The following is a 25,426-nucleotide window of genomic DNA, read 5'->3' as shown; positions in this document are numbered from 1 at the left end:
CTAATCCCCAGGCCCCTCGTCCATACTTGACTACGACCAGCGAACCCTTTCGCTCTTAAATGGACTGGTCCGCACAGAGACACCTCCCGCTACGGTGAGCTTGCTAGAACGCTCGGGACAAACAACAACCAGCCAGAGTACCGACGCAGCCATACCCTCGACGGCCTACCGTGAGTTTTGCTTCGGCGACAGCAACAGCGGTTTACGGCGGGGACGCCAACTGACTAGAGAACGATGAAAGTGCTTTGCTTCTGGCCGCATGGAAACCAGAAAGAGGTCCCAGGTGAAATTGACCTTCGGCCAATATTGGTTGCTGGCGCTCGGGAACCTACGGCGTTGCCGCAGGCTACGGTAAGCGTGACCTTCGGCCAAAAGACTCGAGACATCACCGGGACACGCGCCTGGGCAAGCTTCGCAGATCCGAATGACAATGAATGCGTTGCCGATGCGAGAGAACCTACGGCGCTGCCGCAGGCTACGGTGAGGATGACCTTCGGCCAAAAGATCTGGGACATCGCTGGGATCACGTTCGGGTGAGATTCGCAGACCCGACCGACAATGCACGCGTTGTCGATGCGAGCGGGAGATGGGAGCCAGGGATCGGGTTGGCGAGCCGACACTAAGTACGTTCCCACGCAGCGGCATGCTGGATCTGGAGCGACGGGGGCGGCGAGCATTATCGCTGGTACTGAGATGCTGCGGGGCGACTCCGGGTGAAATTGACCTTCGGCCAATGCTAATTGCTGGCGTTCGGGAACCTACGGCGTTGCCGTAGGCTACGGTGAGTGTGACCTTCGGCCAAAAGATTTGGATCATCGCCGGGACACACGACAGGGTGATCCTCGAAGATCCGACCGACGATGGGCGCGCTGTAATTGCGAGCGAGAGATGGGAGCTTTCGGCGATTGTGACCTGCGGCCAAAAGACCGTGGAAATCGTGAGTGGCCTTATGGCGATACCCCTACGCGAATCGCCAACTGGTTCCCTACTACTGCCGGACGAGACTGCGGCGGGGACTTGGCTTCGGTGGTAGAACCAGAGACAGCTGGCGGTGTAGGATGACCGCATGACATCGCCCAACCCGCCCTACTTGGCCCGGCCGCTTCCGGGCGTCTCTCCGCCGAGCCACAAGCAGGTCTCGCAGTGCCTGATCAGCTTTGGCAGCAACCTGGGTGACCGCTTCGACCTGATCGCGGTTGCGGCAGAGGAAATTTCGCGGTGGGACGTGATCAGTAACGAGAAGCCTCTGGAAACGAGCCGGCTTTTCGAAACGCCTCCGATCGGCGGCCCCGGCGGGCAAGAGCCATTCCTCAATGCCGTCGGCGCGTTTGAAACGACCGCACCGGCTCGAGAGATCCTCCACCGCCTGCAACAACTCGAAGATCGCCTTGGCCGTCAGCGCCGCCGACGCTGGGACGCACGCTCGATTGATCTCGATGTTGTTCTGCATGGACGACTGGTCGGTGGCGCGAGCGGACTCGTCGTCCCACACCCGCGATACACCGCCCGGCGGTTTGTGCTGCAGCCGGCCTGCGACGTCGTGCCACACTTCCGCGACCCGAGGTTCGGCTGGACGATGCGCGAGCTCCATGACCACCTGCTTGAAGAAGCCCCGTCTCGCGCTCGTCACTGGATCACAGTCATTGCGAGAACTGATCTGCCAACGACTCGAAACAGAACACGGCATCCGGTATCTACGCCAGCAAGACTTCACCGACACGTCGCAATCGAGCGACACGCGACTGAAACGGCGTGGGTGACCGACGGACTTCCCGGTGCGCCCCACCAATTCAGCAGTCGGTCGACAGCAAAAGGGGCGGCCGCTTCGATGCCACGCTTGCTGGTACGACTCCACCGAGTGGAGGAAAACCTCCGCTGGCCCGCTCCACACCTGATGTGGCCGGGCGGATGGCAATGGCCGGAATACCGATTGGAGTGCAGTGATATTGACTGGGCTATTCGCGAGCTAGCCTCTGCATATGACTCGATGCGCTGTGAAGCGACTCCGGTCAGCGAAGACGGAAGCTGGTGGTTCCCAGAATCGACTGAATGAAAGCAACCGATTCGTCCGATCAAGTCAAACCGATGCGGATCACAACCGTCAAACTCGCAGGATTTGCTACAACAGATCCACGGTGCGACGATGAGCCACACGACTTGAGATGGAAAGTTAGCGACACAATGTCGCTCGCACCAACGATGCCCTTGTCAATTCGCCCGCGCTCACCCGATACTTCGCATCCTCGAAAGTACCCGTCGAACTTTTCTGCGCGTAAAGCGTCCGGCATTACTGCCGGTCGATGATCATGGAACGTTTTCTATTTCCGCGGTGGACCAATCCCTTCCTTCTAGTCCTCGGTGCTGCCATTGGCGGCGGCGGGCTGTTTGCAGCTGCCATGGGGGGCCTGTTAACGGACCCCGTGACACTGAATATTGGCTATCAGCCAACACAGCCGGTGCCGTTCAGCCACGCGATTCACGCGGGGCAGTTAAAGCTGGACTGTCGGTATTGCCACAACACCGTGTTTGATGCCTCACATGCAGCTGTCCCTCCTACGGCGACCTGCATCAACTGCCACAGCCCCAAAAACGAAGCCGGCCAAACGTCGTTGGCAGCGGTTCAAGCGGACAGCTTGAATCTCAAGCCAATCCACGAAAGCTGGAAATCGGGTAAGAGCATGCAGTGGATTCGCATCCACAACCTCCCCGAGTTCGTTTACTTCAACCACTCCGCCCACGTGAACTCCGGCGTCAGCTGCGTTTCCTGCCACGGTCGAATCGACCAGATGGAAAAGGTCTACCAGCACGAAGAGCTGTCGATGGCGTGGTGTATCGGTTGTCACCAAAATCCAAACGAACACCTTCGTCCGAAAGAGTTTGTCACCAAGCTTGATTGGGAACCTTCGGATGACTTCTGGAAAGAACATTACGACGTCGCGAATCAAGAAGAGTTCGCGTTGAAGGTTCGTGAAGAAGAAAGCATCAATCCCCAACGACACTGTGCGGTTTGCCACCGCTAAACGGATCCGCCCCGCTTTGCCGGGCACCCCGTTTACCAAACATCCCCACAACAACATCGCTTCACCGCGATAGCACCACGCGACGGCGTAGCTATCGCAACAGGGGCGATCTACGGTTCCCACAATCCAATCCAGTCCCGGCAGGCAAGCCGAATTCGCCGCGCCAGCAACTGATCGATTCAAACCAAGATGACGCAAAAGCAATCCAGCAAGAACAGCCAAGCTCCTAACTACTGGCGTAGTCTTTCGGAGTTAAATGGCAGTTCGGAGTTCAAGGAAAAGTTTTTACACCGCGAATTCCCCGTTGCCGCTTCGGAATTTCCCGAAGGCGTTTCCAGACGACGCTGGATGCAATTGATGGGCGCCTCGCTAGCGATGGCCGGCGTAGCCGGTTGCCGCTATCCCGAAGAGGTTATTGCCCCCTTCGTGATTCGCCCCGAAGGCCGTGTTCCGGGTGAATTCTACGAGCGTGCGACCAACTTCGAGCTCGCCGGAACGGTTCACAACCTGATCGTCCGCTGCTTCGACGGCCGCCCACAGCACGTCGAGCCGAACACCACGCACCCTTCGTCCGCCGGAACGAACACCTACGTTCAGGCATCGATCCTTGGTCTTTACGACCCGGACCGTTCTCGCGGCGATGACGGCCCTGTGCTGAAGCGAATCGGCGATGCTCGTAAGCAAGAGACGACCTGGGAAGACTTCTTCACCGTCGGCCGTGCGGCGATCAAGAAAGCCGCCAGCAACAACGAAGGCAAGGGCTTCGCGCTGCTGACTTCGCCGACCGAATCGCCGACAACGGTCCGCATGCTCGCCGAGTTGCAAGCGAAACTGCCTCAAGCGACGATCGCATCCTACAACACCATCGATGGTGGCGTGATGCGTCAAGCGACTCAGCAAATGCTGGGAACCGCTTGCGAACAGTCACTGGACCTCAGCAAGGCCAAAGTCATCTTCGTACTCGGTGCTGACCCACTGGGCAACGATCCCGGATCGCTTCTCGCGTCACGCACCTTCGCCGAGAAACGCGATCCCACCACCGGCGAAATGAGCCGGTTGTACGTCGCCGAAGCTGGTTACAGCGTGACCGGAACCATGGCTGACACACGCCTGGCCGTCCGTCCAAGTCAAATGCCTGCGTTCCTGGCCGAAGTTGGCCGGGGCGTCGACCGATTGAAAGCCGGTGAAAGCCACGACGATCATTCGCATGATGAACTTCCGTTTAACCACGAAGACATCACCGCGACCGAACGCCAAGAACGATTCCTCGATTGCCTTGTTCACGACATCCATGCCGCTGGTGAACAAGCGGTTGTGATCGTCGGTACCGGACTTGGCGCTGACGCTGTTGCCGCCGGAATCGAACTGAACAAAAAGCTCGGATCGCTCGGCACCATCCAAACGTTCACACCGTGTGCCGACCGCGACCTGCAAACCAAGTCGCTCGCCGAATTGGTTGACGCAATCAACGCTGGTGACATCGAAACATTGATGATCGCCGGCAACAACCCGCTGGTCACCGCTCCTGGCGATGTTGATGTCGCCGCGGCGATTGGCAAGGTTAAACAAACGGTTTACCTGGGCGAGTACGACGACGAGACCGCCGTCTTGTGCAACTGGTCGTTGCCAATGTCGCATCCACTCGAATCGTGGAGCGACTGCGTCAACGGGCAAGGCTATTACGGCATCGGTCAGCCACAAATCCTGCCATTGATGGGCGGACGCACGCTTGCCGAAGTCATCGCGTTCTTGATTGAAAGCGAAGTCACCGACCCGATGCTGATCGTCCGCAAGACCGCTGACGAAATCGCTGGCAAGTCGCTGAAAGAACGCGAATGGCGACAATTGCTGCACGACGGATTCTCGGACGCCCTGAAAGGCCCTGCCGCGATCAGCGACGTCAGCGGAACCGCCAAAGAACTGCCCAGCGAAACGCCTGAAGTCGTCGCGGCGAAGGACATCGACGAGAACAACTTCGAAGTCGTCTTCACCGTGCCCGACGGTCTTTACGACGGCCGCTTTGCCAACAACGGTTGGTTGCAAGAATTGCCACAACCGATCACCAAGCTGACTTGGGGCAACGGAGCTTTGATCGGCCCCGCGACTGCCGCGAAGCTGGGAATCAAGCACGGTTACTACATCACGCTGCGTCGCGGCGAATCGAAGATTGAACTGCCCGTTTACGAAGTTCCCGGTATCGCTCCCGGCGTCGTGACGGTCTCGATCGGATACGGACGAACCCGCGCCGGCATGGTCGGCGGTATGACCGACTACAGCGTCGACGCCGTTGGTATCGATGTTTCGCCGATCCGCACCACGGATTCGATGTCGATTGCCTACTCGGTCGAAGCCCGACCGAACTACAGCGAGTACGAATTCGCGACCACCCAGAACCACTGGGCCATCGATGAACTTGGACGCGAAGAAACCGAACGCCGTAGCTACAACTTGGTCCGTGAAGGCACCGTCGAACTGTTGAACAAGGTTCCGACTTTCGCGAACGAACAACCGAAAGCTCCTCACGTTCCCAAAGTCGGCGAATACGGATCGCTTCAATACGAGCCGATCCAAGAGATCGAAAAAGACCCCGCATTCGACTTTGCACCGCAGTGGGGTATGGCAATCGACTTGTCGAAGTGCCTCGGCTGCAACGCCTGTGTGGTCGCTTGCCAAAGCGAAAACAACGTGCCGATCGTCGGTGCGGAACAAGTTCGCAACAGCCGTGAAATGCACTGGTTGCGTATCGACACGTACTTCCAAGGCGACGCCGACGACGCTCAAGTCGTCCACCAGCCGATGGCTTGTATCCACTGCGAAACCGCACCTTGCGAACAGGTTTGCCCGGTCGCCGCGACCGTCCACACCAACGAAGGCATCAACGCGATGGCTTACAACCGGTGTATCGGAACGCGTTACTGTGCGAACAACTGCCCGGTGAAGGTCCGTCGCTTTAATTACTTCAATTACAACGCCGAAGTCGGCGTTGGCTACGGCGTCGAAGCCTTTCCGAGTGCTATCGAAAAAGCCAACCGCAAGCTTCAAGCACTGGTCCTCAACCCCGAGGTCACCGTGCGTGGCCGCGGTGTCATGGAAAAGTGCACCTACTGCGTCCAACGCGTCGAAAAGGCGAAAATCCACGCTCGCAAAGAAGGCCGCAAGATCGAAGACGGCGACGTCATCACCGCTTGCCAGGCCGCCTGCAGCACCAACGCGATCGACTTCGGAAACATCAGTGACGAAGAATCGGTCGTCGCCAAAAAGCACGCCGATACCCGTGCGTACGGCATGCTCGAGCAACTCAACATCAAGCCACGCACGATGTACCTCGCTCGCGTTCGCAACCCTCACCCACGCTTGAAAACCACCCAACAGATCGAAGACTTGGCCACCATCGAAGCCCACCACGGGCACGGCGGTCACGGTGAAGGCGATGGGCACGACGAACATGCTGCGGATGCACACGGCGAAGCCGCACACAATGACTCCGCACACAGCGATGAACACCACGGCGAAGAGCAACACGCCGAATAATTGACACTTGCAGCCACGGGCAACGACTAAGTTTGTCGGCCCGTCGCGCCCCGCACAATCCAGACGAAGACCTCTTCAACCAATAAGAACGTTTCATGTCACTGGCCATTCCAAACGGACTGGATAACACCGTCGAACGACCCGGCGAACGCGCCCCACTCGTTCTCGGTAATACGAATTATCACGACATCACCGAATCGGTCTGCCAAGTTGCCGAGCGTAAGCCAAGTGCCGGTTGGGTTGGCGGGTTCCTGGTCGCGTTTGCACTGCTGCAGATGCTGGGCTTGCTGATCGTTTACTTGATCTACACCGGTGTCGGCGTCTGGGGTAACCGTGCTCCGATTTTCTGGGGCTGGCCGATTGTAAACTTCGTTTTCTGGGTCGGTATTGGCCACGCGGGAACGCTGATTAGTGCGATCCTTTACCTGTTCCGCCAAGAATGGCGAACCAGTATCAACCGCGCCGCCGAAGCGATGACGATCTTCGCCGTTGCCTGTGCAGGTACCTTTCCAGGTATCCACGTCGGCCGCGCCTGGCTGGCGTTTTGGCTCGCACCGTACCCCAGCTTGAACCTCTGGATGTGGCCACAATTCCGCAGCCCGCTGCTGTGGGACGTTTTCGCGGTTTCAACCTACGGCACCGTGTCGCTGTTGTTCTGGTACATGGGGATGGTTCCCGATTTGGCGACCTTCCGTGACCGCAGCAAAAACAAATATCGCCGCATGATCTACGGCCTGCTGTGCCTGGGATGGAGCGGATCGTCGCGTCACTGGATGCGATACGAAAAGGCCTACGCGATTCTGGCCGCCTTGGCTGCCCCGCTGGTTCTCTCGGTACACACGATCGTTTCGTTTGACTTCGCGGTTTCGCAAGTTCCCGGTTGGCACACAACGATCTTCCCACCGTACTTCGTCGCGGGTGCGATCTTCAGCGGTTTCGCGATGGTGCTCACGCTGATGATCCCGGCTCGCTCGATGCTGAACCTGGAAAAACTGATCACGATCCGGCACTTGGAAAACATGTGCAAGATCATCCTGGCAACCGGCTCACTGGTCGGTCTCGCCTACGGAACAGAATTCTTCATCGCCTGGTACGGACAGGTGCCCGCTGAGCAATTCGCGTTCATCAACCGTGCCTTCGGGCCTTATTGGTGGGCTTACTGGACCATGGTTTCCTGCAACGTGATCAGCCCACAGCTGTTCTGGTTCAAGAAATGCCGCACCACACCTTGGATCATCGTCGTGGTCTGCATCTTCGTGAACATCGGGATGTGGTTCGAACGCTTCGTGATCACGATCACCAGTTTGTCACGCGACTACCTGCCCAGTGCCTGGGCGTACTTTTCACCGACCTGGGTCGATTGGGGAATGCTGATCGGTTCGTTCGGACTGTTCTTTACCTTGTTCCTGCTGTTCTGCCGTACCCTGCCGGTGATCAACATGGCCGAAGTCAAATCGAGCTTGGCCAAGCAACATCACATGGCACATGCCGCAGCCGAGCACGGTGAAGCAGAACATTAAGAAAGGCGACGATTCACAGAGTCAGAGCTTTTGGCGCCAAGTTACGAAACATTTATTCAAGCACTTGTGATCTGTTTCGATGGATCAGGAAAACATGTCGGATACCAATTCTGAAAAAATCGTTCACGGGATGATGGCCGAGTTCACAACGGTCGACACGTTGTTGAGCGCTTGCCGTCGCATCCGTGATGCCGGCTATACAAAAACTGACGCCTACACGCCGTTCCCGGTTCACGGGATCGACAAGGCGCTCGGAATCAAACCGACAATCCTTCCATGGATCTGCTTCTTTGCAGGCCTGACCGGCACGTGTATCGCGCTGACCATGGAAATTTGGATGAACGGTGTTGATTACAAGTACATCATCTCCGGCAAACCGTTCATCTCGCTACCAGCATTCATCCCGGTCGCGTTCGAGCTAACGATTCTGTTGGCATCCTTCGGTGCGTTCTTCGGCATGTGGGCCCTCAACGGCCTGCCGCGTTTCAGCAATCCGATGTTCACCGACCCGCGATTCGACCGCGCCACCGATGACCGGTTCTTCCTGTATATCGATGCCAAAGACGAGCGTTACGATGCCGCAGGCGTTCGATCGCTGCTGACCGATACCGGCAGCGACTACGTCAGCGAAGTGCTCGAAGACAACACCCCCAAAGAGATCCCGCGGCCGATCTTCGTCATCTGGGGTGTTGCCGTTGCCGCGTCGGTCATCCCGTTGTTGTGCGTCCTGTTGATGCGTGTCACCAACAGCAGCCAGCCGCGTTTCCACATCTTCATGGACATGGACTTTTCGCCGGCAAAAGACGCGCAGCAAGTCACTAGCTTGTTTGCCGACAACCGTGCGATGCGTCCCGACGTTCCCGGTACCGTCGCCCGTGGCCAACTGATCGGTTCACTCGACGTGATGACCGGTATCGATGTCGATTCGCTGCAAGCGATGAACGCCCCTCAAGCTCAACGCTTGGTCGCCGCGTTCATGCAAGATGACCAAGCCGCGATAGCCGACGAAGTCACCGATGTCGCCAAAGCCGAGGACGACAAAGAAACACCAAGCGTGATGGACACCACACCTTGGGTCACCGAAAACCCGATGACCGTCGACAGCGAGTTGATGGCCCGCGGCCAACAACAATTCGGCATCTACTGCAGTGTCTGCCACGGCATGGACGGCAAAGGCAACGGCCTAGTCAATCAACGTGCTCAGGAAAAAGGTTTCGACACCTGGGTGCCACCGTCCAACATGCACCAAGACACGCTGTACAGCGACAAATACCCCGATGGAAAGCTGTTCTCGACGATCAGCAACGGGATTCGCAAAATGCCGGGCTACGCCGGACAGATCAAGGTCGAAGACCGCTGGGCTATCGTCGCCTATGTTCGCGCCTTGCAGAAAAGCCAAAATGCGACGATGGACCTGATTCCAGAAGGTCGCAAAGAAGAAGTCAAAAGTGCTGTCGACGCCGCCCAAAAAGAGCTGCAACGACAAGCCGACGAAGCCGCCAAGGCAGCCGCCGCTCGCGAGCAAAAGTAATTGATGTCAGCTTCGCGTCCCAACGACGCGAGATTATTAAACCGCGATTGCCGGTGGCATTCGCCTTAGAAACAACCACGCTTCTGTACAGTCAACTTCAGTTCAAACATGTCCGAACACGCCGCACCGAAGTTTAAGCCAGCGGACGATCCGACGTTCAGCCTGCCATCGTCGTTGGCCAGTTTGCAATTGCCGCTGCTCGGTGGCGGCTTGGTGGCACTTATCGTTGGCGTCGGCATGGCATTCGCCGCCGAAAGCGAATCGATGCCACGATTCGGTTTTTCAACCTACCTGACGGCGTACATGTATGTGCTGACTCTGGCACTCGGTTCGCTGTTCTTCGTCCTGATCCAGCACCTCGTGCGTGCGGGATGGAGCGTGGTGGTTCGTCGCATCGCCGAATGCTTCATGATCTTGATCTTGCCGCTCGCGATCCTGTTTTTGCCAATCCTGTTCTCGCTATTCTTCGAAGGTCGACTGTTCGTCTGGACCGACCCGAATTTTGCTAGCGCACACGGGCTAGACGCAAAAATGTGGGCCACCAAAACCAGCTTCTTGAACGCACCGTTCTTCATCGCACGGTCGGTTCTGTACTTCCTGATCTGGGGCGGACTCGCCGTGTATTACTGGCGTGGCAGCACCACTCAGGATGAAACCGGCGAACGCGCCGCGACTGATCGCATGCAGTACTGGGCTGGCCCCGCTGTGATGCTGTTCGCGTTGACGACCTCGTTCGCGGCGTTCGACTGGGGCATGAGCCTGGCACCGATGTGGTTCTCGACCATGTTCGGCGTCTACATCTTTGCCGGCGCGATCCTGAGTGCACACTGCTTGATCACCGTCGTGTCGTACGTGCTGCAACGTCACGGCGCGATGAAAGACGAAATCACGGTCGAGCATTACCACGACCTTGGCAAATACATCTTCGGTTTCATCGTTTTCTGGACCTACATCGGATTCAGCCAATACCTGCTGATCTGGTACGGAAACATGCCAGAAGAAACGGAATGGTTTTTCGCCCGTCAGCGGGGTGTTTTCGGCGGTCTTTCGATCGCCCTGATTTTGCTGCACTGGTTGGTGCCTTTCCTTGGCACGATGAGCCGTCACATCCGACGCCGCCCCGGCCTGATGGCGATGTGGGCGTGTTACATCCTGGTCATGCACGCAATTGACATTTACTGGATCGTGATGCCCGAAGCCCGGCATCTTGTTCACGAAAACATTCCCAACCTGGGTGGAGCACTTGGCCTGATTGCCAGCATCCTTTCGATCGTTGGCATGACCGCCCTGTTCGTTGGCCTCGGTCTCCGTGTTGCCAGCGGCAACCGTGTGATCGCTGTTCGCGACCCACGCCTCCGTGAATCGATCGTTTTCGAAAACCTTTAGGACGGCATTAGTACACAGGAGGGGGCGGGACACCGCGTCGCATCAACGGGTTTTCCGCCTCCGCATTTCGGCCCAAGACCGATAGAATCAGACAAATAAAGCCATGGCTAAATACGACGACCTAGATACACGCCAGATTTTCGTGATCGGAATCGGTTCGGTTCTTGTGACGATCGTCACCATCTTGGCGGTTCAGTACGTGTACTACCTCCTGGTAGACGCGCACCAAACTCAGCTCCAAGCTGACAGCAGCTACAGCCGACAAAACCAAGTGTTGACCGACCAAACCGAAAGCATCTCTCGCTACGGCGCCGACCCCGCGACGGGCAACGCAATCATGCCGATCGAGAAAGCGATGCAAGCGGTCATCGAAGAGGCGCACTCCGACAACCACGCTGATGACAACGAAAGCGACGCAACCTAGCTCGCCGGAAACTGCATTCACGCGGATGCAAGCGACCGGTATCACGACCATCGCCTACTTGGCGATCACGCTCGTCGTGTGCGCCGGACACGTGCTCTGCGGTGAATCCAGTGCGTTCGCACAAGGCGCGTTCACCGACAACGACGCCGTCACGCTGAACACCGGGTTGCCTCGCGAAGCCGAGGGAATCACCGTCGATCAAAACTTGGGCGACTCGCTGCCCCTGGATTTATCGTTGACGGATTCCAACGGCAATGAAATCAAAGTGGCGGACGTCATCGACGGAACCGTCCCAACCATTTTCACGATGAACTACAGCAATTGCCCAATGCTGTGCAGTATCCAACTGAACCAGCTGACCGCGTCGCTGAATCAGTTGGACCTGAAACTGGGCGAAGACTTCCGAATCCTGACCGTCAGCATCGATCCCAAAGAGACGACGAAACGGGCCGCGGAAACCAAAGCAAAATACGTCGACGATGTTGTCAATCAGCCGCTCGCAAACCGCGGTTGGACCTTCACCACCGCCAAACAGCCGGTGATCGACAAGTTGGCTGACACCGTTGGGTTTCGATACCGCTACGACGAAGCCATTCAACAATACAACCACCCAGCGATGCTGGCGTTTATCTCGCCCAAAGGCGTGATCACACGCTATTCGCTTTCGCTGGACTTTCCGGCTGATCAACTGAAACTCGCTTTGGTCGAAGCGGGCGAAGGAACGGTCGGAAACGCCGTCGACCAATTCATCATGTGGTGCTACAGCTATGACCCCGACTCCAATTCCTACACACCGCACGCTTGGCGACTCATGCGTCTGTGTGGGCTTGGCTTCATCGGGGTGATGTTGGCCGCACTGGTTCCCTACTGGGTCGGTCGCAAAGGCGGTCCCGGTTCGGCGGACCAAAGTCCCCATGCGACTGGCTCGCCGGTCGACAGTTCAGACAACCCGTCCGCTGTCGAAACCCATTCGAACGAACAATAAATCAAACTCACCTTTCGAAATGTTGAACATGATTCCCGCTGCGATCACGTTGCTTGCCGACCAAACTGAAAGCAAGCTGTCGCTTTTCCCAAAGTCGGCATCGACGTTCTCGTCGGATTCCGACTGGATCTTTCACTTCATCACCATCGTCGCGCTGATCTTCTTCATCGCGATCGTGATCGCGTTGTTCGGTTTCGCACTGAAATACAAGAAAGCGAAAGGCCAACAAGCGGAAAGCCAAACGGATCACAACACCACCATCGAATTGGTTTGGTCGATCGGCCCATCATTCTTGCTGATCGTGATGTTCTACTTCGGTGCACAGGGCTTCCTGAATCACCGCACCATCCCAGAAGGCGCTTATGACCTTGGTGTCGACGCTTACAAATGGGGCTGGGGCATCAACTACGGCAAGTTCGTCATTCACCCCGAATTGCACGTGGTCGCCGGTGAGCCAACCAAGCTGACGATGACAAGCAAAGACGTCATCCACAGCCTGTACATCCCTGCGTTCCGCGTCAAAAAGGACATCGTCCCTGGCCGTTTCAACTACATGTGGTTCAAAGCGACCGAGCCGAGCGAAAAGATCGCGACCGACGAAGAGCTGGAACAACTGGCCGCCAAAGACGCCGAAACGAACGCCAGCTGGGACTATGACGCACGTCAGTTCACCCCCGATGGCTATTCGTTCTACGACCTCTACTGTGCAGAGTACTGCGGAACGAATCACTCGCAAATGCAAACCGTCGTTGTCGTTCACGAAACCCGTGAAGACCTCGAAGCTTGGATCAAAAAATACAGCAGCCGCCCATCGACCGAGTCACCCGCCAGCTACGGCGAAAAACTGTATCAACGCCGCGGATGCAAAAGCTGCCACTCGATCGACGGAACCAAACTGGTCGGCCCAAGCTGGAAAGACCTCGCCGGTAAATCGCGTCCGCTGGCAAGCGGCGAATCAGTCACCGCGGACGAGAACTACCTGCGTGAGTCGATCCTGAACCCGAAAGCCAAGATCGCTGCCGGATTCCAACCTGTCATGCCGAGCTACAAAGGCCAGCTGACTGACGACGACATTTATAGCTTGATCGAATACATCAAGAGCCTCGGCGAAGCCGGAGCAAGCGGTGGCGAAACGACCGCCGCCGAAGGTGAAGGACAACCCGCCGAAGCGGCGGCCGAGTAAGCCTGCGACGCCGCCGCAGACGTGGCGAGCGATTACGATTCCCCGAAACAATTTAAAAGAACACCGAATTCACGCTAAACTCTTCTGAACTGCCGACTTGCTCAACGAGCAACGACGACCGGAAGAGCCAATCGTTCGAGGTAAATAATGTCTGTTGGATCAGTCCCAGCCGGATACGAAGTCAAAGATCCAGGCTACCCGACTCCTGAAGAAAACTACCTGACCAACTCGCGCGGCTTATTGACCTGGGTCTTCACTCTGGATCACAAGCGAATCGGCGTGATGTACTTGGTCGGCGTCTCGCTGGCGTTCCTTATTGCCGGTCTGCTGGCACTGGGGATTCGTTTGCACCTGTTCGCGCCAGACGGATGGTTGTTCAACAACGAATTCTTCAAGTGGCTCGCCCCTGACAAGGCCCCCAACGACATTTACAACCAGGTCTTCACCCTTCACGGGGCGATCATGGTGTTCCTGTTTATCATCCCCAGTATTCCGGCCGCACTCGGTAACTTCCTGGTGCCCGTAATGCTGGGTGCCAAAGACGTCGCCTTCCCACGACTGAACCTCAGCAGTTTCTTTCTGTGGGTCGCCGGAGCCGTGTTCTTCGTGATGGCGTTGCTCGCCAGCGGTCTCGATACCGGCTGGACGTTCTATACGCCTTACAGCACGACAACTGACACCTCGGTGATCTTGGCTACCTCGGGTGCGTTCATCCTGGGTTTCAGCTCGATCTTCACCGGTCTGAACTTCATCGTGACCATCAACACGATGCGTCCGCCAGGGATGACTTGGTTCCGCATGCCACTGTTCTTGTGGGCAACCTACTCGACCAGCATCATCCAGGTTTTGGCGACGCCCGTCTTGGGCATCACGCTGCTGTTGCTGATCGCTGAACGCACCATGCACATCGGGATCTTTGACCCCGAATACAACGGTGACCCTGTCACCTACCAACACTTTTTCTGGTTCTACAGCCACCCCGCTGTATACATCATGATTCTGCCCGCCTTCGGCGTGATCAGCGAACTGATCAGTGTTCACTCGCACAAACGAATCTTCGGTTACCGCTTCATCGCGTACTCCTCGATCGCGATTGCCTTGTTGGGCTTCTTGGTCTGGGGACACCACATGTTCACCGCGGGCATGGGCTCGATGACCACGATCATCTTTAGTGCCCTGACGTTCACCGTTTCCGTACCATCGGCCATCAAGGTGTTCAACTGGTTGGCCACGATGTACAAGGGTGCGATCACGATGACCACGCCGATGTGCTACGCCATCGCGTTCATCTTCCTGTTCACAATTGGCGGTCTGACCGGACTTCACCTCGGTACGCTCGCAACCGACATGCACCTGCACGACACTTACTTTGTTGTCGCCCACTTCCACTACGTGATGGTCGGCGGAACACTGGTTGCCTTCCTGGGTGCTGTCTTCCACTGGTGGCCAAAAATGTTCGGCCGCATGTACAACGAACTTGGCGGACAGATTTCCGCAGTGATCGTGTTCCTCGGTTTCAACCTCACCTTCTTGCCACAGTTCGTCCTCGGTAGCCGCGGGATGCCTCGCCGTTACGCGACCTACGACCCTGAGTTCGCCGGCTTGCACGCGATGAGCACCTGGGGTGCTTTGCTGCTCGGCATCGGATTGTTGGTCGCATTGGTCGTCCTGCTGGTTTCGCTGGTCAAAGGCAAGAAAGCCCCTGCGAACCCTTGGGGTGCCGCAACCTTGGAATGGGCCTGCACCTCGCCACCGCCGTTCTACAACTTTGAACGCCCACCAGTAGTAGGTGACCCCTACGAATTCGGTGACATCCAATGGGACGCGGCTTCAGAACGCTACGTGAAAATTGAGCCGAAACGCGAAACCGTCCCCAGCGAAAAACCCGCCGAAAGCCCAGCACACGCCGGGGAATAGTTCCCCGCTATTGAAATAGCAATCGCATAGATACCGCGACGATCGAAGCCGACCACGGTCAACCTTCGGTCCTCGCATCGGGACGACGCCTCGGAGGCGATTCCGATCCACTTTGCACTTTTAAACATCCATTTCCCCCGCACGGTTGACTCCACTGATGGCTACCACTGATGCCGGGCACTCTGCCACGGCCGACCATTCAGCCGATTCACACGGTCACGACCACGACCATCCGTCGTACCTCGCTCACCACTTCGACACCCCCGAACAACAGTTCGATAGTGGTAAGCTCGGGATGTGGATTTTCCTGGTAACCGAAGTCCTGTTCTTCAGCGGGATGTTCTGTGCCTACGCCATTTACCGATCTTGGCGTCCTGACGTCTTCGAAGGCTGCAGCCAGTTTTTGAACACCAAACTTGGTGCGATCAACACCGGCGTTCTGCTGTTCAGCTCCTTCACGATGGCTTGGGCCGTTCGTGCGTCGCAGCTCGAACAACACAAAAAGACCGCCGCCCTGATCGCATCAACACTTTGCTGTGCGATGATCTTCTTGGGCGTCAAGGCGATCGAATACTCGCACAAATGGACGATGGGCCTGCTGCCTGCCGGTCTGTTTACCTACGACCCAAGCAACCCACACCCTGTCGGTGGGCCGAACTACTTGGCTTACATCTGCGCCCCGTTCGCAGTGGCCACAGTCGGGATCTTTATCTGGTTGGTTGTCAGCTTCCTGCGTGGAGCCAAATTCCAATTCGAATGTGCCAAGCCAATCTTGGTCGTTTTCCTGTGCTTCTTCGTCGGTGTCGGACTGGGAACAATCCTGGAATCTGGCGGTAGCGAATCCCATGGAACCGAACACGCTGCTCACGTCGAAGGCGGTGAGCACGACTCGCACGCTGAAGGAGAACATGCGGGCGAAGGCGAACACGCTGCCGAATCGCATGAGCAAGAAGCGGCAACGGAAGAGACCGCCGAAGCTGCACCTACGGAAGCCATTGCAGGTCTCGTCGCTCCCGGAACCATGGTCAGCAGTGACAACGAACTGGACGTCATCAAACGTCTCGCTGCCGACACGACCAACACCGGTTTGCAAGGCGAACTTGCTGCCCGTCAGGCCCAAAACGACATGGCAAACGGTGCGATCACCTATCACGTCTACGATGACGTTTCGGCCACCGTCGCCGCGGCAGAAGAAAACGTGATGCGTAAAAGCCGCGCGGGCGTGTTCTTCAGTATCTATTACTGCATGACCGGCGTTCACGCGATTCACATCCTCGCCGGTATCGGCGTGCTGATCTGGTTGCTCGTCCGTGCCTTGCGACAAGATTTCAACAAGAACTACTTTGGTCCCGTCGACTACGTCGGTCTGTACTGGCACTTGGTCGACTTGATTTGGATCTACCTGTTCCCGCTGATGTACCTGATCCGGTAAGGCAGCCTGCCACCGACCGTCGATCGTTTCACCAAGCCAACTCCCTTTCTGAACCGTTTAATACTCACCATGTCAGCACACGAAGGCTCTCGCGAAGGTTACGATTTCGCGCACCCATTGCCACTGCCGTTGTTGTTCGGTGTCTTTGTCGTCTTGACCTTGCTGACCGTTCTGACGGTGTTTCAGGCGAACTTTGACTTGGGTAGCTACGACATCATCGTCGTGATGATCATCGCCACCATCAAAGCAGTGCTGGTCGGTTCGATCTTCATGCACCTAGCGTTCGACAAACCGATGAACGTCATCTGGTTCCTCGGATCGTTCGTCTTCGTCGGACTGTTCATCATGTTCACGCTGTTCGATAACCGTGCTTCGCAAGGTGATGACATCCCAGTCACGAACGACGCCGTCATGGCCGCACCAGCCGAAGGCTAATCGCCTCGGCTAGTACAAAACATCACAAACGGCTTCCACCAAAGGTGCGAAGCCGTTTTTTGATGCGCTGATCCTTTTACCCGAGTGGCCTTAGGAAGCGACCGCCAATTCCGGTGCCGCCGGAAAATCGATTTCCGTATCGGCGACGTGATTGAAGTAATTCGTGAACAGGTTCAGCGCCACGTTGGCGATGATCTCTGTCACCGCGTCTTCGCCAAAGCCATGCGAGCGAATGTCCGCCAAGTCATGGCTGCTGACAAACCCTTGCTTCTGCACGATCGCACGGGCGAATTTGACCAAGGCATCGTCTTTCGAATCAACAGAACTGCCACGACGGGCGTCAGCAATCTGCTCGCCAGAGAGCCCAGCGTGTTTGCCCAGCGCCGAGTGAGCTGCCAAGCAGTAGCCGCACTCGTTGGCCTGACCAACCGACAACGCGATCAGCTCACGCTGCTTTGCCGTTAAAACACCAGTGGCCAATTGTCCGCTGAACTGCAAGTACGCCGACAACGTTGCGGCCGAGTTCCCCATGACCTGCATCATGTTCGGAACCATCCCCAGCTTTGACTGGATCGCGTCGTAGAGGGGACGAACTTTGGCATCGGCTTGTTCAACGCTAACGTGTGGTAGACGGGACATCGGAGATTCTCCAAATCGAAAGTGGAAAGAGTTTTGTTTCAGGCCATTTGCCTGACGAAGAACAGCTCTATTCAGCTCTCGTGCCAAACCTCACAACAAATCCGCAAGTCATTACCCAGCAAGGATTTAAAAAACCGGCAGGGCAAAACCAATAGCCACGACATTTCGTGGTACGATGAAATATCGTTACACAATCACGTTATTTCGTTACCGGATCGAATCGATGGGACTTGATACGTATGCCGTTTTTGGTGACCCGAAAGAGATCTTGCTCGCGATCTCAGGCAAACATCACTTGCCCGAGCTGCTCCCCCTTGCGGTACAGCGACTGGGGCACGATCTACAGATTGCGTTGGTACGGATTTGGCTGACCAAGCCACCACGTGACGGCGACTGCGACCGCTGCTCACTTGCCACCGAATGCCGTGACCGTCGCGCATGTTTGCACTTGGCGGCCAGCTTCGGAAATAGCCGTGTCGATCCAGATCAGCACTGGCAAGACACGGATGGAAGTTTTCGGCGAATGCCAATGGGCGTTCGAAAAGTCGGCCAGATTGCGGCAACCGGGGAACCGATCCGTATCAACATCGGCGAAGGATCCGATTGGATCGTCGATCCCGCCTGGGTCGAATCCGAAGGCATCGTCGCTTTCCAAGGCATGCCGCTGCGCTATCGAGATGAGACGCTCGGAGTGCTCGGCATCTTCTCACGAGTCCCGATCGGGCCATCTTGCGACCAATGGCTGATGATGATCAGCGACCAACTGGCCGCAGCGATTTCCAGCGCCCAAGCCGTTGACGAAATCGAATCGCTCCGTCGACGGCTGGAACTTGAAAATGAATATCTACGTGAAGAAGTCGGCGAAGTCTCCTTTGGTGAACTGGTCGGACAAAGCGCCGCGCTACAAACCATCGTTCGCCAAATCGACCTAGTCGCCCCAACCGACTCAAGTGTGCTTGTGCTTGGCGAAAGCGGCACCGGTAAGGAACTGATCGCTCGTGAAGTCCATCGCCGCAGCGACCGTTGCGACCGGCCGTTGATCAAAGTGAACTGTGCGGCAATCCCACGTGAACTCTACGAGAGCGAATTCTTTGGACACAGCAAAGGTTCCTTTACCGGAGCACTCCGCGACCGTGCCGGACGATTCGAACTGGCCGACGGTGGAACACTGTTCCTCGATGAAGTCGGTGAGATCCCTTTGGACCTGCAATCGAAACTACTACGCGTGTTGCAGGAAGGCGAACTCGAACGCGTTGGCGAAGAACGAACACGCCGTGTCAACGTTCGCATCATCGCAGCCACCAACCGTGACCTGCGCAACGAAGCGATCAAAGGTCGCTTCCGCCAAGACCTCTATTACCGATTGAGCGTCTTCCCGATCGAACTCGCGCCGCTGCGCATGCGCTCCGAAGACATACCATTGCTCGCGAAGCACTTCCTCCGTTCGATCAGCCGCAAGCTCGGTCGTAAATCGTTTCGCCTAACGCTCGCCAACGTCCAACAATTACAGCGATACAACTGGCCTGGAAATATTCGTGAACTTCAACACGTGCTTGAACGCTCCGCCATCGTATCAATCGATGGCAAATTGCGTTTCGACCTACACGACGACCTCTCCGAGCTGGGACAGATTGACGACCAACACTACCGGTCGAACACCGACACCGAATCCATTTTGACCGAGGCTGAATTGATTCAGCTCCAGATCAACAACATTCGCAACGCACTGCGACAATGTGCTGGCAAAATCTACGGTCCCGAAGGTGCCGCAGCAGTGCTGGGCCTGAAACCGACCACGCTCGCTTCGCGAATGCGCAAGCTAAACGTCAGCACCTCTGCGCAGTGATCCGGGCTTGGTGGACGAAGTGTTTGGTCACTGAATGTTCACCCTCGCGAAGATCTCCCCATGCACCTAATGCATGGAAGCCATCGGGACAATGCATTGGAAAGCCCCTTCTTCGAGGCCTACAGTGGTCTGAAAGTAACACCGGTCTAAAAGTAGAGCGTTTTCGGGATCGTTGCCCGAAAGCCCCCGTGACGACCATTCCCCGGAGATCACAATGAATCGTATGTCCATGGCTTTGGCAAAAACCGCCAAACCTTTTCGTCTGTTGGTCCTCGCAGCGGGCTGCGTCGCAGGCTCCTCAACAACTGCGTTCGCTCAATCGAGCCCTGCCCAGGCAGACCCTTCGCAGACAAACACTGCGTCCGGTGACGCGGCGCAATGTCCCGTTGTTGGCGGCACACATGAATACGCCCCAGCGAGAATGCGCACCACCGCAGCGGGTTCAATGTCCAACGCCGGTTGGTGGCCCAACCAACTGAACCTCAGCGTCCTGCACCAAAACTCGGCCAAGGGAAATCCCATGGGGCCGGATTTTAACTACGCCGACGAATTCGCCAAGCTGGACTTGGACGAGCTTAAGAAAGACGTCAACGCCCTGATGACCACGTCGCAGGACTGGTGGCCGGCTGACTACGGTCACTACGGCCCCTTGTTCATTCGCATGGCATGGCACAGTGCTGGTACTTACCGTGTGACCGACGGACGTGGTGGCGCAGGCTATGGCACACAGCGGTTTGCGCCTCTGAATAGCTGGCCCGACAACGCCAACCTGGACAAAGCACGTCGCCTGCTTTGGCCCATCAAACAGAAATACGGCAACAAGATTTCCTGGGCAGACTTGATGGTCTTCGCCGGTAACTGCGCCTTGGAATCAATGGGCTTCGAAACGATCGGGTTTGCCGGCGGACGTGCCGATGTCTGGGAACCTCAAGAAGACATCTACTGGGGCCCCGAAAGCGAATGGCTTGGCGGTAAACGCTATGACAAAGACGACAGCGAATTGGAAAACCCGCTCGCCGCAACACAGATGGGTCTGATCTACGTCAACCCGGAAGGCCCCAAGGGTCAACCCGATCCGATGGCCGCCGCCGAAGCCATCCGTCGCACCTTTGGCCGGATGGCAATGAATGACGAAGAAACCGTTGCACTGATCGCTGGCGGACACAGCTTCGGCAAAGCACACGGTGCGGCCAGCCCCAAAGGCAATGTCGGCCCCGAACCCGAAGCCGCCGGCCTCGCCGAACAAGGCTTGGGCTGGATCAACACGCATGGCAAAGGCAACGCCGAAGACACGATCACCAGTGGCCTGGAAGGCGCTTGGACGTCCACGCCAGCCCAATGGTCGCACGATTACTTCGACAACCTGTTCAGCTTCGAATGGGAACTGAACAAGAGCCCCGCCGGTGCCCATCAATGGAAACCCAAAGACGAGGCAGCGCAAACGCTTGTCCCCGACGCGCACCTGCCTAACAAAACACACGCGCCGATGATGTTCACGACCGACATCGCGCTCAAGATGGATCCCGGCTTTAACAAGATCTCCAAACGCTTTCACGAACATCCCGAGGAATTCGAAAAAGCGTTCGCCAAAGCCTGGTACAAGCTGACTCACCGTGACATGGGCCCCGTTTCAAGGTGTCTGGGTCCCTGGGTCGCCGAACCTCAAATCTGGCAAGACCCCGTCCCCGCCGTCGATCACGAATTGATCAACGACTCCGACATCGCCAGCTTGAAAACAAAGCTGCTCGATTCCGGTTTATCCGTTCCGCAATTGGTCTCCACCGCTTGGGCTTCCGCGTCGACTTTCCGTGGCAGTGACAAACGCGGTGGTGCGAACGGGGCACGCATTCGGTTGGCTCCACAAAAAGATTGGCCCGTCAACCAACCCGACGAGCTCGCCAATGTGCTCAGTACTCTGGAGGGCATCCAAAAGGAATTCAATGCATCGCAGCAAGGCGACAAACGCGTCTCGTTGGCTGACCTGATTGTCCTTGGCGGTTGTGCGGCTGTTGAAAAAGCGGCCAGTGACGCCGGCCACTCCGTCGATGTCCCGTTCACACCGGGTCGCACCGATGCCACCGCAGAAATGACCGATGCCGAATCGTTCGAACCGCTGGAGCCGACCTCCGATGGCTTTCGAAACTACCTCGGCCATCACCAAGATCGCCCGGCCGAAGAACTGTTGCTCGACAAAGCCCAATTGTTGACGCTGACCGCACCAGAGATGACGGTCCTCGTTGGCGGGATGCGTGTCCTGGGCACCAACGTTGGCTATCCAGACCTAGGAGTCTTCACCGACTCGCCTGGCCAACTGTCGAACGACTTCTTCGTAAACCTGTTGGACATGAATACGCAGTGGAAAAAGTCTCCCGTCTGCGAGCACTTTTACCAAGGCCGTGATCGCAGCACTGGAAAAGCCAAATGGACTGCCAGTGCGGTCGACTTGGTCTTCGGATCCAACTCGCAACTGCGAGCCATCTCCGAAGTTTACGCCAGCCAAGACGGCGAAGAAAAGTTCGTCCAAGACTTTGTCGCCGCCTGGAACAAAGTAATGAATTTGGATCGCTTCGACGTTCGCTAATCACAAACGCGACTGACCAAAAACCACGCCGACGGCGAGTCTTTCACAAAGGACTCGCCGTCCGCTATTGGACAAACCAAGTAGTGGATCTTGTTAAAGATCCCACTCACACTGCCTTCCCTTCACACTGCCTTCAAGCCGGATCTTTAACAAGATCCACTACCCGAATCATCGAGCTACTTAACCGACTTGCCCGACCACAGACGCGGGCGAGATCTTTTCGCCGCGGCTGATCACCACCAATCCGCTCTCGGTGACCTTTAATCCACGAGCGGCATCGGCGGCTGGGTCAAAACCGATCTCGGTTTCCGCCGGAATAGAAACGCCCTTGTCGACGATCACTCGCCGCAGCCGACTTCGACGCCCGACGTTGACATCATCGAACAAGATGCTGTCTTCGACTGATGCGTAACTGTTGACTCGAACGCCAGGTCCTAGAATGCTTCGCGACACATGGCCGCCACTGATGATCGCACCTTGGCAGACCATCGAATCAAGCGCGTAACCTCGACGGGTCGAGCCGCCCTCGCTGCCAAAAACGAACTTCGGAGGTGGCAGGTTGGGCTGAAAAGCCCGTACCGGCCAATGCTCGTCATAGAGGTTCAATTGCGGATCGATCGAAATCAAGTCCATCGACGCTTCGTAGTACGCTTCGAGCGTACCAACGTCACGCCAGTAGGCTTGGCTTTTACGATTCTCGTCCATGAATGGGTACGCGCACACGGTGTGTGAATCGATCGCACCCGGGATGATGTTCTTACCAAAGTCATGGTCGCTTTTCATGTTCGTGGCGTCATTGCATAACGCCTCGTACAAGAACCTTGCGTTGAACACGTAAATCCCCATCGACGCCAAACAAACGTCTGGGTCTTCGGGCGACGGAATCGGCGAGCTGGGCTTTTCTTGGAAACCGAGCACACGATGGTCGGTATCGATTTGCATCACGCCGAACTGCTTCGCCTCTTCGGTGCTGACACGCAGCGCCCCGATCGTGATATCGGCGTTTCTTTTGCGGTGGAACTCAACCATCGGGTCGTAGTTCATTTTGTAGATATGGTCACCGGCCAAGATCACAACATGCTCGGGCTTCTCACGCTCGATCGCATAGATGTTTTGATAAACGGCATCGGCCGTTCCCGAATACCAATTGCCAGCGATCCGTTGCTGTGGCGGCACCACGTCGATGAACTCGCCAAGCTCTCGACAAAAGTACTGCCGCCATGCTGTGTTGATATGCCGGTCAAGCGACTGTGCCTTGTACTGTGTCAACAATAACAGCCGACGCATGTCGCTGTTCAAACAGTTGCTCAACACGAAGTCGATGATTCGATACAGCCCGCCGAACGGCACCGCAGGCTTGGCTCGGTCTCGGGTCAAAGGTTCAAGTCGTGAGCCACGACCACCCGCCAGAATCACAGTCAAGATATCACGCATTGCAGAAGACCTGTTCCATCTTCAGGTATGGCCGCTGCGGTAGCTTCACAGCGAACACTCTCGGGGGCGATGTTGCCGACCGCTCGGCCGACAGGGCACCGTTGCGATATCGGCACCATTACCCTTTGTCGTAAGTTACCAAATCGAGAAGCCACGACGTAATAGAAAATGGCGGACATTTCCCCTAAAACAAGATGTAAGGGTGCCGGTATCGCACGGTGCGTCGTTTGGTCTCGAATTTGCTTTCGCTAAACGCCGCTTCCGATACCTGCCAAGGTGGCGACGTACATGGGCCGAGGTTTCCCCTCAATCACCCCGTCAATGCCTTTCGTAATCCACCTTGCGACCATCTCTCGACCGGACAGCGAAGTGGATCAGTCGCCGCCAACGCGATGTAAATCTGTCGCTTGGTGTGAACATTTTTCGCTGATAACAAAACTCGACTTAAATCAAATCTCAACCCACCTAACGGAGTCAATGAAGATGCCGACGACGATCAGCACCCGAACGTGGAAGCACGTGAGTGGCGCACTCGGTGCCATGATGTTGGGGTCCTTAGTGACAGGTGTTGTCATGACGACGCCTGCGTTCTTGCGAAACGATCCAACCGCGCAAGAACCCGTGCTAACCAACCCCACGCCACCACCAAACCGCTTGGCACAAAACTCCGCTGCCTTGCAAGATTTCAGCAACTCGGACAAGCAGCCTTTGGGCGGTCAAAATTTGGCCGCAGCGGAAGGTCTTTCGACAGCGTTTCGTAACGTCGCAAACTTTGTCCGTGAAAGCGTCGTCAGCATCAACACCATTCAAACGCGCGTCGTCGGTGGCCGTCGACTTCCGCCCGGCTTCCAAGAATTCTTTGGCGCCCCCGAAGGCCAACAGCGCCGACTCGAACAAACCGGCATGGGCAGCGGCGTGGTCGTTCGTCGCGACGGTTACATCCTGACCAACAACCACGTCGTCGAAGGCGCCGATGAATTGCAAATCGAATTCAGCGATGGCACCACCACCGCCGGACGGATCGTCGGCATCGATCCGCAAACCGACCTCGCCGTGGTCAAAGTTGAACGCGAAAACCTGAGCGCCATTCCGATCGGCGATTCTGAACGCATCCAAGTCGGCGACTGGGTCATCGCCATCGGCAGCCCCTTCGGCTTGGAACAAACAGTGACCGCCGGGATCATCAGCGGCAAGAACCGCGTTCGTGGCATCGTCGACGACGGCCACGGTTTCGAAGATTTCTTGCAAACCGACGCCGCGATCAACCCCGGCAACTCCGGCGGACCACTCGTCAACCTGCGCGGCGAACTGGTCGGCATCAACACCGCGATCATGTCACGCAGCGGATCAAGTGCTGGTATCGGCTTTGCCATCCCCGTCTCGATCGCCGGCCCCGTTGTCAATTCCATTATCGAACACGGTGTGGTGCGACGTGGTTTCCCGGGGCCAAATCACCTTGGCCGCCCAACGTCACCGTCCCTTGGCCGCCATTGGTGTAGGTGCCGTTATCGATCGAATCGGTGAGAAAGGAAATGGCTCCATCGGCTAATGCAACGTGACAA

Annotated in this window: 18 protein-coding genes; 16 read left to right on the top strand and 2 right to left on the bottom strand. The window is 56.7% G+C overall.

The window, feature by feature from the left end:
• Nucleotides 1-234 precede the first annotated feature (234 nt).
• The 13 genes from CGZ80_RS28795 to CGZ80_RS21105 all read left to right on the top strand — a co-directional run bounded on the left by CGZ80_RS28795 (nt 235) and on the right by CGZ80_RS21105 (nt 17,364).
• Entirely contained in the window at nt 235-537 is a 303-nt protein-coding gene (locus CGZ80_RS28795) for a hypothetical protein (RefSeq protein WP_094417682.1), read from the top strand.
• Nucleotides 538-1,066: 529 nt separating this feature from the next.
• On the top strand, nt 1,067-2,053 hold the full coding sequence (gene folK, locus CGZ80_RS21165; RefSeq protein WP_233148567.1) for a 2-amino-4-hydroxy-6-hydroxymethyldihydropteridine diphosphokinase: 987 nt from the start codon (nt 1,067-1,069) through the stop codon (nt 2,051-2,053).
• Between the two features lie 253 nt (nt 2,054-2,306).
• Nucleotides 2,307-3,020: a cytochrome c3 family protein gene (locus CGZ80_RS21155; RefSeq protein ID WP_094417695.1), complete on the top strand. Its 714-nt coding sequence runs from the start codon at nt 2,307-2,309 to the stop codon at nt 3,018-3,020.
• A gap of 189 nt (nt 3,021-3,209) precedes the next feature.
• Nucleotides 3,210-6,551 carry a TAT-variant-translocated molybdopterin oxidoreductase gene (locus tag CGZ80_RS21150; protein ID WP_094417679.1) on the top strand — a complete coding sequence of 1,114 codons (3,342 nt, stop codon included), beginning with the start codon at nt 3,210-3,212 and terminating at the stop codon, nt 6,549-6,551.
• 95 nt (nt 6,552-6,646) lie between these two features.
• Nucleotides 6,647-8,071: an NrfD/PsrC family molybdoenzyme membrane anchor subunit gene (gene nrfD / locus CGZ80_RS21145; protein WP_094417678.1), complete on the top strand. Its 1,425-nt coding sequence runs from the start codon at nt 6,647-6,649 to the stop codon at nt 8,069-8,071.
• Between the two features lie 94 nt (nt 8,072-8,165).
• Nucleotides 8,166-9,602: a quinol:electron acceptor oxidoreductase subunit ActD gene (locus CGZ80_RS21140; RefSeq protein ID WP_094417694.1), complete on the top strand. Its 1,437-nt coding sequence runs from the start codon at nt 8,166-8,168 to the stop codon at nt 9,600-9,602.
• 108 nt (nt 9,603-9,710) lie between these two features.
• Nucleotides 9,711-10,988: a hypothetical protein gene (locus CGZ80_RS21135; protein ID WP_094417677.1), complete on the top strand. Its 1,278-nt coding sequence runs from the start codon at nt 9,711-9,713 to the stop codon at nt 10,986-10,988.
• Nucleotides 10,989-11,091: 103 nt separating this feature from the next.
• Entirely contained in the window at nt 11,092-11,412 is a 321-nt protein-coding gene (locus CGZ80_RS21130; RefSeq protein WP_094417676.1) for a hypothetical protein, read from the top strand.
• Complete coding sequence (locus CGZ80_RS21125) at nt 11,387-12,397, top strand: SCO family protein (protein WP_233148566.1); 1,011 nt, start codon at nt 11,387-11,389, stop codon at nt 12,395-12,397. Before CGZ80_RS21130 ends, CGZ80_RS21125 begins: the two co-directional genes overlap by 26 nt.
• A 19-nt stretch (nt 12,398-12,416) precedes the next feature.
• Nucleotides 12,417-13,580: a c-type cytochrome gene (locus CGZ80_RS21120; protein WP_094417674.1), complete on the top strand. Its 1,164-nt coding sequence runs from the start codon at nt 12,417-12,419 to the stop codon at nt 13,578-13,580.
• A gap of 147 nt (nt 13,581-13,727) precedes the next feature.
• The gene (locus tag CGZ80_RS21115) at nt 13,728-15,497 is read left to right on the top strand and encodes a cbb3-type cytochrome c oxidase subunit I (protein WP_094417673.1); all 1,770 of its coding nucleotides are present in this window, start codon (nt 13,728-13,730) and stop codon (nt 15,495-15,497) included.
• 157 nt (nt 15,498-15,654) lie between these two features.
• Nucleotides 15,655-16,929: a cytochrome c oxidase subunit 3 gene (locus tag CGZ80_RS21110; protein ID WP_094417672.1), complete on the top strand. Its 1,275-nt coding sequence runs from the start codon at nt 15,655-15,657 to the stop codon at nt 16,927-16,929.
• A gap of 69 nt (nt 16,930-16,998) precedes the next feature.
• Entirely contained in the window at nt 16,999-17,364 is a 366-nt protein-coding gene (locus tag CGZ80_RS21105; RefSeq protein ID WP_094417671.1) for a cytochrome C oxidase subunit IV family protein, read from the top strand.
• A 90-nt stretch (nt 17,365-17,454) separates the two neighbouring features.
• Here the strand turns inward: CGZ80_RS21105 and CGZ80_RS21100 are convergent, their stop codons facing one another.
• Complete coding sequence (locus CGZ80_RS21100; RefSeq protein WP_094417670.1) at nt 17,455-18,003, bottom strand: carboxymuconolactone decarboxylase family protein; 549 nt, start codon at nt 18,001-18,003, stop codon at nt 17,455-17,457.
• 223 nt (nt 18,004-18,226) lie between these two features.
• On the opposite strand from CGZ80_RS21100, the gene CGZ80_RS21095 reads away from it, so the two are divergent.
• Entirely contained in the window at nt 18,227-19,849 is a 1,623-nt protein-coding gene (locus CGZ80_RS21095) for a sigma 54-interacting transcriptional regulator (protein ID WP_094417693.1), read from the top strand.
• A 214-nt stretch (nt 19,850-20,063) separates the two neighbouring features.
• Complete coding sequence (gene katG, locus CGZ80_RS21090) at nt 20,064-22,430, top strand: catalase/peroxidase HPI (protein WP_094417669.1); 2,367 nt, start codon at nt 20,064-20,066, stop codon at nt 22,428-22,430.
• A 180-nt stretch (nt 22,431-22,610) separates the two neighbouring features.
• Here the strand turns inward: katG and glgC are convergent, their stop codons facing one another.
• On the bottom strand, nt 22,611-23,864 hold the full coding sequence (gene glgC, locus CGZ80_RS21085) for a glucose-1-phosphate adenylyltransferase (protein ID WP_094417668.1): 1,254 nt from the start codon (nt 23,862-23,864) through the stop codon (nt 22,611-22,613).
• 483 nt (nt 23,865-24,347) lie between these two features.
• Here glgC and CGZ80_RS21080 point away from each other — a divergent pair, with 483 nt between their 5' ends.
• Entirely contained in the window at nt 24,348-25,388 is a 1,041-nt protein-coding gene (locus CGZ80_RS21080; protein ID WP_233148565.1) for a S1C family serine protease, read from the top strand.
• Nucleotides 25,389-25,426: the final 38 nt, after the last annotated feature.

This window comes from Rhodopirellula sp. MGV (assembly GCF_002251265.1).
Lineage (GTDB): Bacteria > Planctomycetota > Planctomycetia > Pirellulales > Pirellulaceae > Stieleria > Stieleria baltica_A.
The sequence above is the reverse complement of the archived record's forward strand: the minus strand, read 5'-3'. Positions and strand labels throughout refer to the sequence as shown.

Excerpts from the sequence above, each read along its gene's own strand:
- CGZ80_RS28795 (WP_094417682.1), top strand. The coding sequence starts at position 235 with ATGAAAGTGCTTTGCTTCTGGCCGCATGGAAACCAGAAAGAGGTCCCA.
- katG (WP_094417669.1), top strand. The coding sequence starts at position 20,064 with ATGAATCGTATGTCCATGGCTTTGGCAAAAACCGCCAAACCTTTTCGT.
- CGZ80_RS21150 (WP_094417679.1), top strand. The coding sequence starts at position 3,210 with ATGACGCAAAAGCAATCCAGCAAGAACAGCCAAGCTCCTAACTACTGG.
- CGZ80_RS21130 (WP_094417676.1), top strand. The coding sequence starts at position 11,092 with ATGGCTAAATACGACGACCTAGATACACGCCAGATTTTCGTGATCGGA.
- CGZ80_RS21120 (WP_094417674.1), top strand. The coding sequence starts at position 12,417 with ATGTTGAACATGATTCCCGCTGCGATCACGTTGCTTGCCGACCAAACT.
- CGZ80_RS21115 (WP_094417673.1), top strand. The coding sequence starts at position 13,728 with ATGTCTGTTGGATCAGTCCCAGCCGGATACGAAGTCAAAGATCCAGGC.
- CGZ80_RS21105 (WP_094417671.1), top strand. The coding sequence starts at position 16,999 with ATGTCAGCACACGAAGGCTCTCGCGAAGGTTACGATTTCGCGCACCCA.
- glgC (WP_094417668.1), bottom strand. The coding sequence starts at position 23,864 with ATGCGTGATATCTTGACTGTGATTCTGGCGGGTGGTCGTGGCTCACGA.
- CGZ80_RS21110 (WP_094417672.1), top strand. The coding sequence starts at position 15,655 with ATGGCTACCACTGATGCCGGGCACTCTGCCACGGCCGACCATTCAGCC.
- CGZ80_RS21135 (WP_094417677.1), top strand. The coding sequence starts at position 9,711 with ATGTCCGAACACGCCGCACCGAAGTTTAAGCCAGCGGACGATCCGACG.
- CGZ80_RS21095 (WP_094417693.1), top strand. The coding sequence starts at position 18,227 with ATGGGACTTGATACGTATGCCGTTTTTGGTGACCCGAAAGAGATCTTG.
- CGZ80_RS21125 (WP_233148566.1), top strand. The coding sequence starts at position 11,387 with ATGACAACGAAAGCGACGCAACCTAGCTCGCCGGAAACTGCATTCACG.
- CGZ80_RS21100 (WP_094417670.1), bottom strand. The coding sequence starts at position 18,003 with ATGTCCCGTCTACCACACGTTAGCGTTGAACAAGCCGATGCCAAAGTT.
- folK (WP_233148567.1), top strand. The coding sequence starts at position 1,067 with ATGACATCGCCCAACCCGCCCTACTTGGCCCGGCCGCTTCCGGGCGTC.
- nrfD (WP_094417678.1), top strand. The coding sequence starts at position 6,647 with ATGTCACTGGCCATTCCAAACGGACTGGATAACACCGTCGAACGACCC.
- CGZ80_RS21155 (WP_094417695.1), top strand. The coding sequence starts at position 2,307 with ATGGAACGTTTTCTATTTCCGCGGTGGACCAATCCCTTCCTTCTAGTC.
- CGZ80_RS21080 (WP_233148565.1), top strand. The coding sequence starts at position 24,348 with ATGCCGACGACGATCAGCACCCGAACGTGGAAGCACGTGAGTGGCGCA.
- CGZ80_RS21140 (WP_094417694.1), top strand. The coding sequence starts at position 8,166 with ATGTCGGATACCAATTCTGAAAAAATCGTTCACGGGATGATGGCCGAG.